The organism is Brevundimonas sp. Leaf280, assembly GCF_001422455.1.
GTDB lineage: Bacteria > Pseudomonadota > Alphaproteobacteria > Caulobacterales > Caulobacteraceae > Brevundimonas.
In genome coordinates, this window is sequence record NZ_LMNC01000001.1 from 30438 (window position 1) to 43469 (window position 13032).

15 protein-coding genes are annotated in these 13032 nt (G+C 67.5%); 6 read left to right on the top strand and 9 right to left on the bottom strand.

What is annotated here, in order from left to right; genetic code table 11:
* Positions 1 to 65 precede the first annotated feature (65 nt).
* Positions 66 to 1706 (bottom strand): serine hydrolase, encoded by a 1641-nt coding sequence (locus ASF31_RS00140; protein ID WP_055752767.1) that lies wholly within the window; start codon positions 1704 to 1706, stop codon positions 66 to 68.
* A gap of 136 nt (positions 1707 to 1842) precedes the next feature.
* Entirely contained in the window at positions 1843 to 2205 is a 363-nt protein-coding gene (locus ASF31_RS00145) for a hypothetical protein (RefSeq protein WP_055752768.1), read from the bottom strand.
* Positions 2206 to 2433: 228 nt separating this feature from the next.
* On the opposite strand from ASF31_RS00145, the gene ASF31_RS00150 reads away from it, so the two are divergent.
* The 3 genes from ASF31_RS00150 to ASF31_RS00160 are packed head-to-tail and all read left to right on the top strand — an operon-like array spanning position 2434 to position 4903.
* A complete protein-coding gene (locus ASF31_RS00150; RefSeq protein WP_055752769.1) occupies positions 2434 to 2769 on the top strand; it encodes a hypothetical protein in 336 nt (111 codons plus the stop codon).
* The gene (locus ASF31_RS00155; RefSeq protein WP_017505887.1) at positions 2769 to 3449 is read left to right on the top strand and encodes a response regulator transcription factor; all 681 of its coding nucleotides are present in this window, start codon (positions 2769 to 2771) and stop codon (positions 3447 to 3449) included. The genes ASF31_RS00150 and ASF31_RS00155 overlap by 1 nt, the downstream gene beginning before the upstream one ends.
* The gene (locus tag ASF31_RS00160) at positions 3446 to 4903 is read left to right on the top strand and encodes a sensor histidine kinase (RefSeq protein WP_082464935.1); all 1458 of its coding nucleotides are present in this window, start codon (positions 3446 to 3448) and stop codon (positions 4901 to 4903) included. Before ASF31_RS00155 ends, ASF31_RS00160 begins: the two co-directional genes overlap by 4 nt.
* Here the strand turns inward: ASF31_RS00160 and ASF31_RS00165 are convergent.
* Positions 4900 to 5586 (bottom strand): Crp/Fnr family transcriptional regulator, encoded by a 687-nt coding sequence (locus ASF31_RS00165; RefSeq protein WP_162233925.1) that lies wholly within the window; start codon positions 5584 to 5586, stop codon positions 4900 to 4902. The two genes, ASF31_RS00160 and ASF31_RS00165, sit on opposite strands and share 4 nt — an antisense overlap.
* A 137-nt stretch (positions 5587 to 5723) precedes the next feature.
* Positions 5724 to 5906 carry a hypothetical protein gene (locus ASF31_RS00170; protein ID WP_055752771.1) on the bottom strand — a complete coding sequence of 61 codons (183 nt, stop codon included), beginning with the start codon at positions 5904 to 5906 and terminating at the stop codon, positions 5724 to 5726.
* Positions 5907 to 6034: 128 nt separating this feature from the next.
* On the opposite strand from ASF31_RS00170, the gene ASF31_RS00175 reads away from it, so the two are divergent.
* Positions 6035 to 6892 carry a DUF1206 domain-containing protein gene (locus tag ASF31_RS00175; protein WP_055752772.1) on the top strand — a complete coding sequence of 286 codons (858 nt, stop codon included), beginning with the start codon at positions 6035 to 6037 and terminating at the stop codon, positions 6890 to 6892.
* Between the two features lie 66 nt (positions 6893 to 6958).
* Positions 6959 to 7624 carry a DsbA family oxidoreductase gene (locus ASF31_RS00180; protein ID WP_055752773.1) on the top strand — a complete coding sequence of 222 codons (666 nt, stop codon included), beginning with the start codon at positions 6959 to 6961 and terminating at the stop codon, positions 7622 to 7624.
* 13 nt (positions 7625 to 7637) lie between these two features.
* Here the strand turns inward: ASF31_RS00180 and pgm are convergent, their stop codons facing one another.
* From pgm to ASF31_RS00195, 3 genes are all read right to left on the bottom strand, one after another.
* Positions 7638 to 9275 carry a phosphoglucomutase (alpha-D-glucose-1,6-bisphosphate-dependent) gene (pgm, locus tag ASF31_RS00185; RefSeq protein WP_055752774.1) on the bottom strand — a complete coding sequence of 546 codons (1638 nt, stop codon included), beginning with the start codon at positions 9273 to 9275 and terminating at the stop codon, positions 7638 to 7640.
* 36 nt (positions 9276 to 9311) lie between these two features.
* A complete protein-coding gene (locus ASF31_RS00190; RefSeq protein WP_055752775.1) occupies positions 9312 to 10160 on the bottom strand; it encodes a neutral zinc metallopeptidase in 849 nt (282 codons plus the stop codon).
* A gap of 78 nt (positions 10161 to 10238) precedes the next feature.
* On the bottom strand, positions 10239 to 10628 hold the full coding sequence (locus tag ASF31_RS00195) for a hypothetical protein (RefSeq protein ID WP_055752776.1): 390 nt from the start codon (positions 10626 to 10628) through the stop codon (positions 10239 to 10241).
* A 106-nt stretch (positions 10629 to 10734) separates the two neighbouring features.
* On the opposite strand from ASF31_RS00195, the gene ASF31_RS00200 reads away from it, so the two are divergent.
* Positions 10735 to 11301: a type 1 glutamine amidotransferase domain-containing protein gene (locus ASF31_RS00200; RefSeq protein WP_055752777.1), complete on the top strand. Its 567-nt coding sequence runs from the start codon at positions 10735 to 10737 to the stop codon at positions 11299 to 11301.
* Here ASF31_RS00200 and ASF31_RS00205 read toward each other — a convergent pair.
* Together ASF31_RS00205 and ASF31_RS00210 are read right to left on the bottom strand one after the other, a co-directional pair.
* Complete coding sequence (locus tag ASF31_RS00205; RefSeq protein WP_055752778.1) at positions 11298 to 11948, bottom strand: methyltransferase; 651 nt, start codon at positions 11946 to 11948, stop codon at positions 11298 to 11300. The two genes, ASF31_RS00200 and ASF31_RS00205, sit on opposite strands and share 4 nt — an antisense overlap.
* Positions 11945 to 12919 (bottom strand): fatty acid desaturase family protein, encoded by a 975-nt coding sequence (locus ASF31_RS00210; RefSeq protein WP_055752779.1) that lies wholly within the window; start codon positions 12917 to 12919, stop codon positions 11945 to 11947. The genes ASF31_RS00205 and ASF31_RS00210 overlap by 4 nt, the downstream gene beginning before the upstream one ends.
* Between the last annotated feature and the right edge of the window lie 113 nt (positions 12920 to 13032).

Sequence of the window (13032 nt, forward strand, 5' to 3'; positions counted from 1 at the left end):
GGAGACAGCGTCAGGACGCCAGGGCCGTTCCGGTTTGCGACCCTGGGTCACAGGGTCGTCCCAGGTCACACGCGCGTCAGTCTCAGGTCCTGATAGTCGTAGCTGAAGTCGATGTCGGGGCTGACCCCCTTCACCGTCGCCGTCGCCGGTTTGGCCGTCAGGATCGAAAAGGTGACGAAGGCGTCCTCCTCGCGCTTGTCCGGGAAACGGGTGCGGAAGGTCTCGCCGTCATACGGCTCCAGCCAGCCTTGCAGCGCGGGCGTGTGGGTGAAGCTCAGCCACAGGCCGCTCTTGCGATTGCGACCGCGGCCCTCGGTCTTGGGCGCAATGACGATGTCGCCGTACCACGGATCGCGCCAGGTGCCGGCGTAGGATTCCAGCGGCATGGACGGACGCGCGCCGGCCGCCTGTTTGGCGTCGATTTCGGCTGCGGCGGCGATGGATTTCGCATTGCCCTCGGCCTCCAGCTTCTTGGAGTCCGTGATCCAGTCGACGTCGACCTTGCCCATGCAGATGTCGGTGATGCCGGACCGCAAGGCGCGCAGCAGGAAGCTTTCTTCGGCGTTGGAGAAGACGCTGAAGCCGGTCTTGCGGCCCGGGATCAGCACCGTGGCGGAAATGCCGCCGGGCGAGCCGCCGCCGTGGCTGGCGATCCGCTCGCCGCGATAGTCCTGAACCTGCAGCCCCATGGCGTAGGTCGAGGCGATGGAGCGGTTGGGCAGTTCCGCCGTCGGTCCGGCCGACGAGCCGACGATGATGTTGGGGCGATACATCTCGCGCGCCGCATCTTCGGAATACAGCCGCGTCCCGTCCGCCAGCTTGCCGTCGTTCAGCCGCACGGCGATCCATTTGGCCCAATCGGTCGGGGTGGTGCAGATGCCCCCCGCCGCTGCAGCGGAGTCCCAGTTCCACACCTCGACGATGGACTTGGCGATCGGCGTCATCGCCCCCTGATAGCGCAGCGGCGGCCCAACCCGGCCGTGGGGCAGGGCGGACTTGGACGCATCCGCCAGACGCGCCAGCGGCACGGTCTCGGTCATCCCAACCTTGTCCAGGATACGCGTCTGAATGAAGGCCTCCCAGCTCAGGCCCGACACGGCCTCCAGCACCGCGCCCGCGACCACGAACATCAGGTTGCAGTAGTGATAGCGCGCCCGGAATCCGTCCTCGATCGGCACGAAGGCGGCCTGGGCCAGCACTTCCGCTCGGGTCCGGTCCGAGTTGGGCCAGAACAGCAGGTCGCCGGCGCCCAGGCCGAACCCGGCCCTGTGGCTCAGCGTATCGCGCACCGTGACGTGTTCGCCGATATAGGGATCGGACAGGGTGAAGCCGGGCAGATAGGTCCGAACCGGCTCGTCCCACTTCACCTTGCCCTCGTCGACCAGGATGGCCAGGGCGGCGGCGGTGACGTTCTTGGTGTTGGAGGCGATGGCGAACAAGGTGTGCTCATCGGCCCGCGCCGGCTTGCCCTGAACCTTGACGCCATAACCGCGCGCCAGAACGGTCGCCCCGTCCTTGACCACTGCGACGCCCAGCGCCGGCTGATCCGGCCAGGCCGCCATGCACTTGGCCACATAGGCGTCCACCGCCGCCGCCAGCGACGCATCATCGTTCGCCGGCGTGTTCTGGGCGAACACTGGCCCCGCCGCCAGCGCCGCCGCGCCTCCGGAAGCGAACAGGGTGCGGCGCGACAGACGAAGGGACATGGGCAGGCTCCGGCAAACGATCAGACACGCTAACGCCCCGATCGCCCCGGGCCAAGGCCGTCTGACGGACTGTCAGTGCGGACGCGAAAAAGGGCGCAGCCTTCCGGCTGCGCCCATCCTCGAACGGCTGGAAAGATCAGCCGCGACGGTTGTCGTAATCGCGGCGTTCGTAGCGGATCTGGGCCGACAGGCGGTCGAAGCGACGGTCCAGGTCCTGGCGTTCCCAGGCGGTCAGGCCGCCGCGGCGGTAGTTGGCCTCCAGACGCAGCAGGCCGTTGAATTCTCCGCGCAAACGGGTGGCTTCGCGGCGGCTCAGCTGGCCGTTGCGGACGCCCTGATCGATGCGGCGATCCAGGTTGGCCTGGCGGGCGTTGATCGACTGCCACGAGCCATAGCTGGCGTGATGGGGCGGGGCCGGGCGGTGGTAGGATTGGGCGAAGGACGGCGCGGCGACCGAGGCGGCGGCCAGGGCGATGGCGGGGACGATGAGCTTGCGCATGGCGATCTCCTCAAATGTTCTGCCGGTCGGGGTGACCAGCGATGAGGCGATTTGAGCACCCGGCGACTGAGCCGGTTCTGAACAGGATCGATCAGGTTCGGTTCATCTGGATGAAAAAGACGTCACACCGCCGTCTTCTGATTTGGTCTCCGGTTTGGAGCAGCGTTCGCTTTAAACTATACGACGTATTCAGCGCCCGTTCAGATGATCGGGACTAGATCGGTCGCCATGTTTCGTAAACCCGCCCCTCTCCTGATCGCCCCTCCGGCCCTGGCCCTGGCTCTCGGTCTGGCCTTTGCGCCCGTCATGACGACGTCGGCGCAGGCCCAGTCGCGCGATCAGGACCAGCGCTCGCAGGACCGTGGTCCGCGCGTCAGTCCCGACGAGGCCCGTCGTCGTGGCGGCGAGGCCGGCGGCGGTCGCCCCATCGACACCCAACCGCGCCGCGACGGCAACTATTCCGTCCTGGTCGAACGCGACGGACGCGTGCGTGAGGTCGTGGTCGACGGCCAGACCGGACAGGCGCGTCCCGAAAACAACAATCAACGTCGCAGGCCGAACTGATGCGCGTGCTTCTGGTCGAGGACGACGCGGATCTGTCGCGTCAGCTTAAGGCGGCGCTGGGCGACGCGGGCTATGCCGTGGACCATGCGCCGGACGGCGAGGAAGCCCATTATCTGGGTGAGAACGAGCCTTATGACGTCATCGTCCTTGATCTGGGCCTGCCCAAGATCGACGGCGTGTCGGTGCTGGAGCGCTGGCGGCGAGAGGGCAAGACGACGCCGGTTTTGATCCTGACGGCGCGCGGCGCCTGGTCGGACAAGGTGGCGGGCTTCGACGCCGGCGCCGACGACTATCTGACCAAGCCCTTCCACACCGAAGAACTGCTGGCGCGTCTGCGGGCGCTGCTGCGCCGCTCGGCGGGCATCGCCTCTGCGACCCTGTCGTGCGGCGGCTTGCGGCTGGATCCCCGCGCGGCGCGGGCCAGCGTCAATGGCGAGCCCCTGCGCCTGACCTCGCTGGAATACCGGCTGTTGCACTATATGATGATGCATCAGGGTCGGGTCATCAGCCGCACCGAACTGGTCGAACATCTGTATGATCAGGACTTCGACCGGGATTCCAACACCATCGAGGTCTTCATCGGCCGGGTGCGCAAGAAGGTCGGATCGGACCGGATCGAGACCGTGCGCGGCCTCGGCTATCGGCTGACGCCGCTGGCGGGCGAATCCGACCCGGCGTGACCGAGGCGACGGCTTCGAAACCCAACGCCGACGCGCTCCACGACTGGGGCCGCTGGTTCGGTCGCCCCGGTCGCTCCCTGACGCGCCGGCTGATCTGGCTGGCCTCGGCCTGGATCGTGGTCGCTCTGGTCATTTCAGCGCTGGTGCTGACCCAGGCGTTTCAGGAATCCGCGCTGCGGCGTCTGGGAGCCATGCTGAACGAGACGATCGACGAGATCGTGGTCGGCGCCAGTCGCACGCCGCAAGGCGAGGCCATTCCGCAGATCCAGGACGCCAGAACTCTGCGGCTGCTGTCGGGCAAATACTGGCAGATCATGGAGGTTCGCCCCAATGGTCAGTTGGTCAGCCTGGCGCGTTCGACCTCGCTGTGGCGCTATGATCTGGCCCTTCCCGCCGACCTGCCTGCGCGATTGGATGCGGCCTTCGGCGACGTCATCACCTTCAACACCACCGGGCCCAAGGACGACGCCGAGACGCGCGAACCGCTGCGCGTCGCCGCCAGCATGAAGTCCATTCCCCGGCACGAACATCCGGTCATCTTCATCGCCGCGCTGGATCGCTCCGACGTCGACGCGGACACGCGCCAGTTCGCGGGCGTAACCTGGATCGCCTTCCTGATCCTAGGGCTGGGACTGGTGTCGGCGGTCTTCATCCAGGTTCGCATCGGCCTGCGTCCCCTGTTCGACCTGCGCAACGAAATCGCGGATGTGCGCAAGGGCAAGTCCGCCCGGATCGGCCGCTCCTATCCTCAGGAAATCCAGCCGCTGGCCGAGCAGGTGAACCGCCTGCTGGATCACAATCAGGAGGTCGTGGATCGACAGCGCACCCACGTCGGCAACCTGGCCCATGCGCTGAAGACGCCGATCTCCGTCATGCTGGCCGAGGCGGGGACGAGCGAGGGCGATCTGCCCGAACTGGTGCGGCGCCAGACCAAGATCATGCAGGGCCAGGTCGATCACCACCTGCGCCGCGCCCGCGCCGCCGCCCGCGCCGCCCACGGTCTGGGCGAGACGACGCCCGTCGCCGAGGTGCTGGACGAGCTGGCGGTGATGATCGAACAGGTGTTCCGAGACAAGAACGTCGAGATCGACTGGCGCGCGCCCGACAGCCTGTCCTTCCTGGGCGAGCGTCAGGATTTGCAGGAAATCCTGGGCAATCTGATCGAAAACGCCGCCAAGTTCTCCAGGCGTCGGGTGCGCGTCTCCGCGGGCGGCAGCGGCCTGGGCCAGATGATCCTGGTGGTCGAGGACGACGGCGCGGGCCTGCCGGCCGATCAGCGCGACACCGTCATGCAGCGCGGCGCGCGGCTGGACGAGAGCGCGCCAGGGTCGGGCCTGGGCCTGTCGATCGTGGACGACCTGACGCGCGCCTATGGAGGGCGGCTCATGCTGTCGGACAGCGACATGGGTGGGTTGAAGGCGGTGCTCGAACTGCCGGCCGCCCAGGTCGATTAGGGCTGCCGGTCGTCGCCCCGGCGGTAGCATTCGCAGGCCGCCCGTTCCAAGGCGGCGCGATCCAGCACCGTGATCCGGCCGCGCGAATAGGCGATGGCTCCCGCCTTCTGAAGCCCCTGCGCCGCCTCGTTCACCGTGGTCCGCTGTGAGCCCAGCATGGAGGCGAGATACTCCTGCGTCAGGTTCAGGGTGTCGCCCTCGACCCGGTCATGGCAGCGCAGCAGCCATTTGGCGAACCGCTGCCCGGCGTGGTGCAGAGCGTTGCAAGCGGCCGACTGCTCCAACTCGCCCTGAAGTCGGGCCATGTATTCGGCGACGGCGTCACGAACGCCCGGCCGTTGAGCCGACAGGGCGCGGAACTTGGCGGCGTCCACCCGGCGCGCCGTCCCGGCGACCTGGGCCACGCTGCGGGTGTGGGCATGGTGCGGCACGACCGAGGCGACGACGCCCAGCACGCCTTCGCGCCCGATCATGACAGTCTCTACGGTGCGGCCGTCCTCCAGCACCGCGACCGAGGAGCAGAAGCCGCTGTCGATGAAATGCAGATGTTCGATAGCGTCGTCAGGCTCGCTGAACACATGGCCCAGCGCGAATTCCACCGGCGTGGCGATGGCGAGGAGAGCGTCGCGATCGTCGGGGTTCAGCCCTTGGATCAATCGGTTGCCAGGCGAAAGGCGGTTCATGAGTTCGCGCATAAGGCGATCTGAGCGCGGCGTCTGTCGAAACTCGACACAGCGTTGCTATATGTCACGCGGCTTTCTGGGGAAAAGTCGTGTCTTTACCGCGTTGTGTACGCGATCGGGCAGAGCGCGGCCGAGGCTCAGCGGGTGACGCGGCCGACCACACGCCCGGCTTCCAGCACTTCGACACCTGCGCAGGAGGCATGGCGCGCCAGCTGCGACCGCGCAGCTTCCAGCGCCGCGGCGTCGTCGGCGCCGTCGAAGAAGTCGAGCAGCGGACGGCGATCCGCCTCGTCGAAGAAGTGAAACTCGTAGATGTTCAATCGAACGGCTCCCAACGATGCGAACCGTAGCGGCATACGCCCGCCGGCGTCTGTCGGATGTCGACACAGTGACAAGCGGAGCCTTTGCCTCGGCCGGGGCGTTAGGGCGGCCTGAAGTGGGAGACATCATGAACGCCGCCAAGACCCTTCGCCTGCCGCCGCTGGCAACCCTGATCGAATGGGCGGCGCGGGTCGGCTATGGGGCGCGAGGCTTCGTTTACCTGTCGGCGGGAGCGCTGACGCTGCTGGCGGCGACGGATCGGATCGGCGATGCGGTGGGGACTAGCGGGGCGGCGGGTTGGCTAGCCGAGCAGCCGTTCGGCAAGGTCTGGCTGGTGTTGCTGGGCCTGGGCCTGTTGGCCTTCGTCGGCTGGCGGGTGTTGCAGGCGGTGTTCGATGCGGACCATGAAGGGACGGACCTGAAGGGCTGGACGACGCGGGCGGGCCAGGCGGTCAGCGGCCTGTTCTACGGCGTGCTGGCGTCGGGGGTGTTCGAATATCTGGACGAGTTCGGCGAGGCGACAAACGCCTCGGCGGCCCAGGCCGAGAGCGTGGCCGAGAACCAGGAGAAGGCGGCCATGCTGCTGGGGATGCCGTTTGGCGAGGTGCTGCTGATCGGGGCCGGGCTGGTGGTGCTGGGCGTCGGCGTCGGCAATATCGTCAGGGCCGTCCGCGACGACTTCGACGACGCCCTGGCCTGCCCCAAGGCCTTCTGCGGCACGGCTACGGCGCTGGCGCGGACGGGTTATGCGGCGCGAGGTTTCGCCTATCTGCCCTTGGGCGTGTTCGTGGTTCTGGCGGGCCTGCATGCGCGCTCGGGCGAGGTGACGACGACGGCGGCGGCGCTGGATGCGCTAGAGGCCCAGCCGGGCGGATCGTGGATCCTGGGGCTGACGGCGGCGGGGCTGATGGCCTTTGGCGCCTTCGCCTTCGTGGAGGCGCGCTGGCGCCGGATACGTCCGCCCCGGGATTTGAGCCTGGGCTGAGACTTGTCGCGCGGCGCGGCGTCGCCATATCTTTATGCAACACACGCTGTTCCAGAAGGCCGCGCCATGAACGCTCCGCTCAAGACCTTGAAGATCGACTTCGTCTCCGACGTCGTCTGCCCGTGGTGCGTGGTGGGGTTGGGCGGGCTGGACACGGCCCTTGACGCCCTGAAGGTCGAGGGGATCGCCGCCGACATCGCCTTTCAGCCGTTCGAGCTGAACCCTCAGATCGCGCCCGAGGGCGAGAACATCGTCGAACACATCGGCCGCAAATACGGCGCGAGCCCTGAGCAGTCCGCCGCCAATCGCGCCATGATCCGCGAGCGGGCAGGCGAGGTGGGCTTCGACATGCGCATGACCGACGACAGCCGCATCTGGAACACCTTCGACGCCCACCGGCTGCTGCACTGGGCGCACGAGACGGCGCCGGACAGGCAGAAGGCTCTGAAGCAGGCGCTGTTCACCGCCCACTTCACCGAGAACCGCAACCTGACCGACGCCGGGGTTTTGACCGTTGCCGCCGAAAAGGCCGGGCTGGACCGGGCCGAGGCGGGCGAGGTTCTGGCCTCGGGCCGCTACGCTCAGGCCGTGCGCCAGGCCGAAGACCTGTGGCGCGCACGCGGCATCACCTCGGTCCCGGCCGTGGTGGTCGAGGGCAAATATCTGATCTCGGGCGGCCAGCCGGCCTCGGTGTTCGAAGAGGCCCTGCGCAAGATCGCGTCGGAGGTTTAGGCGTCGTCGGCGATCAGCCCGCCAGAGCCGTCGATACAACGGCCCTGGCCTCGGCCTGAACGGTCGCCAGATGGTCGGGGCCGAGGAAGGATTCGGCGTAGATCTTGTAGACGTCCTCGGTGCCCGAGGGGCGGGCGGCGAACCAGGCGTCGGCGGTGACGACCTTCAGCCCGCCGATGGCCTCGCCGTTGCCGGGGGCTTTCGTCAGGATGTCGGTGATCGGCTGACCAGCCAGGGTGGTCGCGGACACGTCCGGAGGGCTGAGCGCGGAAAGACGGGCCTTTTCCGACCGATTGGCCGGGGCGTCGACGCGCGCGTAGGCGGGGGCGCCGTACTGGTCGGTCAGGCCGGCGTAGAGCTGGCTGGCGCTCTGGCCGGTGCGGGCCTTGATCTCGGCGGCCAGCAGGCACAGCAGCAGACCGTCCTTGTCGGTGGTCCAGACCGTGCCGTCGTGGCGCAGGAAGGAGGCGCCGGCCGATTCCTCGCCGCCGAAGCCGACGGTTCCGTCCAGCAGGCCGGGCACGAAATGCTTGAAGCCGACGGGGACTTCCAGCAGGCGGCGGCCCAGGCCGGCGACGACGCGGTCGATCATCGACGACGAGACCAGGGTCTTGCCCACCGCGACGTCCGCGCCCCAGCCGGCTCGGTTGGCGAACAGATAGGCGATGGCGGCGGCCAGGAAATGGTTGGGGTTCATCAGGCCCGCGTCGGGCGTGACAATGCCGTGGCGATCCGCGTCGGCGTCGTTGCCGAAGGCGACGTCATAGGCCGAGCCGCCCTTCATCATGCCGATCAGACCGGCCATCGCGCTGGGCGAGGAGCAGTCCATGCGGATCTTGCCGTCGGCGTCCAGCGGCATGAAGGCCCAACGCGGATCGACGGCGTCATTGACGACTGTCAGGTTCAGTCGGTGGCGCTCAGCGATCTCACCCCAATAGGCAACGGCCGCGCCGCCTAGCGGATCGGCGCCGATACGGACGCCGGCGTTGCGGATGGCGTCCAGGTCCAGCACGTTGGGCAGGTCGTCGATATATGCGGACACGTAGTCGAACCGGCCCGCCGCCGCATGCGCTTGGGCGAAGGGGACGCGACGGACCTCGGTCAGGCCGCCTTCGATCAGCTGGTTGGCGCGGGCGGCGATGGCGGACGTGGCCTCGCCCCCGGCCGGGCCACCGGAGGGGGGATTGTATTTGATGCCGCCGTCGCGGGGCGGATTGTGCGAAGGCGTGATCAGGACGCCGTCCGCCTGCCGGCTATTCGTGCGGTTGTGGGTCAGGATGGCGTGCGAAACGGCTGGCGTAGGGGTGAAGCCGTCGCGGGCGTCGATCAGCACCTCGACCCCGTTGGCGATCAGCACCTCGAGCGTCGTGCGGAAGGCGGGCTCAGACAGGCCGTGTGTGTCGCGACCAAGAAACAGCGGGCCGTCGACGCCCTGGGCTGCGCGGTATTCGGCGATCGCCTGGGCGATGGCGAGGATGTGGGCCTGGTTGAAGGCGCCGTCCAAGCTGGAGCCGCGGTGGCCCGAGGTGCCGAACACAACCCGCTGCTGCGGATCGCCCATGTCGGGCCGGGTCGTCTCATAGGCGCCGAGCAGGGCGTCGAGATCGATCAGGTCTTCGGGGCGTGCGGTCGTGCCGGCGCGGTCGTGCATCGTCAGTCAATCAATCGTTCTGAGGGGGCGCGGCGATCAGGCGCCGCTGAAGGTGTCGCAGGACGCCGGGTCGCCCGACTGATAGCCGCGTTGTAGCCATTCGACCCGTTGCGCCGAGGAGCCGTGGGTGAAGCTCTCGGGCGAGATGCGACCCCCGCTGCGCCGTTGCAGGGTGTCGTCGCCGATGGCCTGGGCGGTCTTCATGCCCTCCTCGATGTCGCCGGGCTCAAGTGCGACCTGACCGTTCGAAACGGCTGAGGCGTTCCGGGCCCAGACGCCGGCGTAGCAGTCGGCTTGAAGCTCCAGCGCGACGGAATACTGATTGGCTTCGGCCTGACCCGAGGCGCGCTGCTGGGCCTGGCGAACCTGATCGGAGGTGCCGGTCAGGGTCTGGACGTGATGGCCGAACTCGTGGGCGATGACATAGGCGCGGGCGAAGTCGGCGCCGGAAGCCCCGAGCTTGTTCTCCATCTCCTGCCAGAAGCCGAGGTCCAGATAGACCGTCTTGTCGGTCGGGCAATAGAAGGGGCCCATGGCCGACTGACCATAACCGCAGCCGGTGGGCGTGCCCTGTTCGTAGATGACGACATTGGGCCGCTGATAGCCCTCAAGCTTCTGCGACCAGACATCATCGATGTTGGCGCCGATGACATCGACGAAGCGGCCGGCCTGATCTTTCGGCGTGCCGACTTGACCCTGCTGTTCGGCGCCGACGCCGCCGAACTGGCTGGCGAGCTGAGTCGTGGTCGAAGGATCGATGCCGAAGACCAGATAGCCGATAATGGCCAGAACGCCGACGCCCAAGCCGCCGCCAGCGATGGCTCCGCCGCCGAGACCCCGTCGATCCTCGACGCCGCCGCCTGTCCGTCCACCCTGCCAGCGCATGCCCTATCCTCCGCCCCATCCTGGTTAAGCTAGGCAGGAACGCGGGTGCAACGGAAGGGATGCGTCAGTTTGGACGCTTCATCGCGAACGGGCCAGCCAGTTGTCGATCTGGCTCATGCCCTGGGCCGTCTGCTGGCGGCGTTCGGCGGCGGACTGGCGCAGGGCCCGCTCCTGCTCGGGGCTGTAGAGCGGGCGGGGCGGCAAGGGCTGGGCGACGGTCGGTTCGCGTGCGCCTTCGATGGCGCGCAGGCGAAGCTGGGTTTCGATCTGCTGTTGACGCGCTTGGTCCGCGTTCGACTGCGCTTGAGAACGCAGACGGTCGTTCTCGTAGCGGTGCTGGTCGGCGATCGCGGCGGGGACGCCGCCCGGATAGGCGCCATATGGGCGGCCGGCCTGCGGATAGGTCTGGGCCAACGCCGGTGTGGCGGCAGCGGCCAACAGGGCGGTCAGGGTCAGGAGCGATCGCATGGACACGATGTGGGGACGCGCGCCATCGCCGCCAAGCGGAGCCGCAACCCTTTGAGCCGCCGTGGGTTCATCGCGCCGAACCCCCTTTACGAACGGAGCATTCCTCATGGCCCAATCCCTTTCCGGCAAGACCGTCGCCATCTTGGCGACCGATGGCGTCGAGCTGGTCGAACTGAATGAACCGATGAAGGCGCTGAAGGATGCGGGCGCGGTGGTCGAGATCGTGTCGCTAAAGGCCGGAGAGTTCCAGGGCTTCGACCATCTGACGCCGGGCGACAAGGTCACGGCCGACAAGGCGGTGGCGGCGGTGGACGCCTCGGCCTATTCCGCCCTGCTGTTGCCGGGCGGGGTGGCGAACCCGGACCTGCTGCGGGCGGACGAGGACGCGGTGAAGTTCGTTCGGGCCTTCTTCGACGCCGGCAAGCCGGTCGCCGCCATCTGTCACGCGCCCTGGCTGCTGATCGAGGCAGGCGTGGTCGAGGGGCGCACGATGACGTCGTTCGAAAGCCTGCGCACGGACCTGAAGAACGCCGGGGCCAATGTGGTCAATGAGGCGGTGGTGGTGGATCAGGGCCTGGTGACCAGCCGCTGCCCCGACGACATTCCCGCCTTCAACGCCAAGATGATCGAGGAGTTCGCCGAAGGCCGCCACGAAGGTCAGGCTGCAGCTTAAGGCATCGCCCAGACGGAGGACCGCTTGATTTCCTGGTCCTCCAGTTCGCGCGAGGTCGGGACGCGGTATTCGACCAGAAAATCCAGGCCCGTGCGCGGGAAATATGTGCGTCCCGGATCGCCGATCAGGACACGCGTGCCTCTGGCGCGGGCCTGGGCCAGCCAGGCCAGAACGGCGTCGGTCATCGGGCGCTCGTAGCAGATGTCGCCCGCGCAGATGACGTCCACATCCGGCGGGTCGGCGTCCAGCAGATTGGTCTGGGTGAAGTCCAGCGTCACGCCGTTCGCCGCGGCGTTGGCGGCGACGGCGGCTTGGCAGAAGGGATCGATGTCGACGCACAGGACATGGGTCGCCCCCGCCTTCATCGCCGCCACGCCGACCAGACCCGAACCGGCGGCGAAGTCCAGCACGCGCTTGCCGACGACCTCATGCGGATGATCCAGCAGATACCGGCTCAGAGCCTGACCGCCGGCCCAGGCAAAGGCCCAGAAGGGCGGCGGCACGCCCATTTCGCCGAGCTCTTTTTCCGTCAGCCGCCAGATCGGCGTGATCTCGTCGGCCAGCCACAAAAAAATCTCGGGCGCGTGCGGCACGGGCTGAAGCCGGGTGTTGTCACGGATGAAGGCGGCGGGATCGAGGACGGTCATTCCGGCTGGCGCGTAACAGCCTTCAACACGCTGGCATAGCCGGGTGCGACCTCCATCGCCTCAGCTTGCGGCTTCGCACGAATGGCGCGGTGCAGGCGCGGCAGCTTCCAGCAGGGCACATGCATGAACAGGTGGTGCTCGGCGTGGAAGTTGACCCAGTAGGGCGCGATGAAGGCGCGTTCCCACAGGCTGGCCTTGGTGGTGCGAGCGGCGCGAAAGGGATCGGCCGACGAACCCTCGACGCAGGCGTGTTCGGCGATGTTTCGCAGGCGCGTCACCATCGGAAACCACGTCGCCATCGGCAGCAGCCACAACACGAAAAAGGCCCACCAGACGCCGGCGGCGATGAAGCCCGCCAGCAGGACCGCGTTGAAGGCGAGGAAGGGCAGGACGGATCGGCCCGTCACGATCGACTCGTAATCATGGGCGCTGTCGCTCATTCCTTTTGTGCTATCGCCCCTTGGGCTGCTTGAGCGCGCGTGCGCTTGGGCTAGCGGCAGCAGGACCCGCTGCTTGAAGAAGGTCTGGCCCGTCAGGTCGCGGATCAGCTTGCGGCGCAGCGAGGCCGGGCTGATGGGAAACGGCGCCGACAGCATCAGATCGGGATCCTCGGCCTGCTGGGCGAAGCGGTGATGCGTCAGGTGATAGGGACGATAGGCCTTCAGGCTGGCGCCGATCGGCACGGCGCATAGCCAATGGCCGAGAAAATCGTTCAGGCGTTTCGACTTCGACAGGCCGCCATGCGCCGCTTCGTGCATCAGAATGGCCAGACCCAGCTGACGCGTGCCGACGATCATTATGCACAGCGGGATCAGCCAGGGGATCAGGACGCCCGTAATCACAGCCAGCGCGATCACGGCCCAGCAGTGGGCCACGAGCAGCGGGCCGACCCAGGCCGAGCGTATCTGATACGGCGCCCATTCCTGAGGCGTGAACAGGGCCGACGGGGCGATGCGCGGGGCGGCGGACATGAGACGAGTCTAGCCCCAGACGCGCGTCTGGAAAAGCAACGCAAGAATGTTGGGCGCGCCTGACAAAAAGTCAGGTTGACATGACATCGGGTCGGTGTCAGGTTGTCCTTACA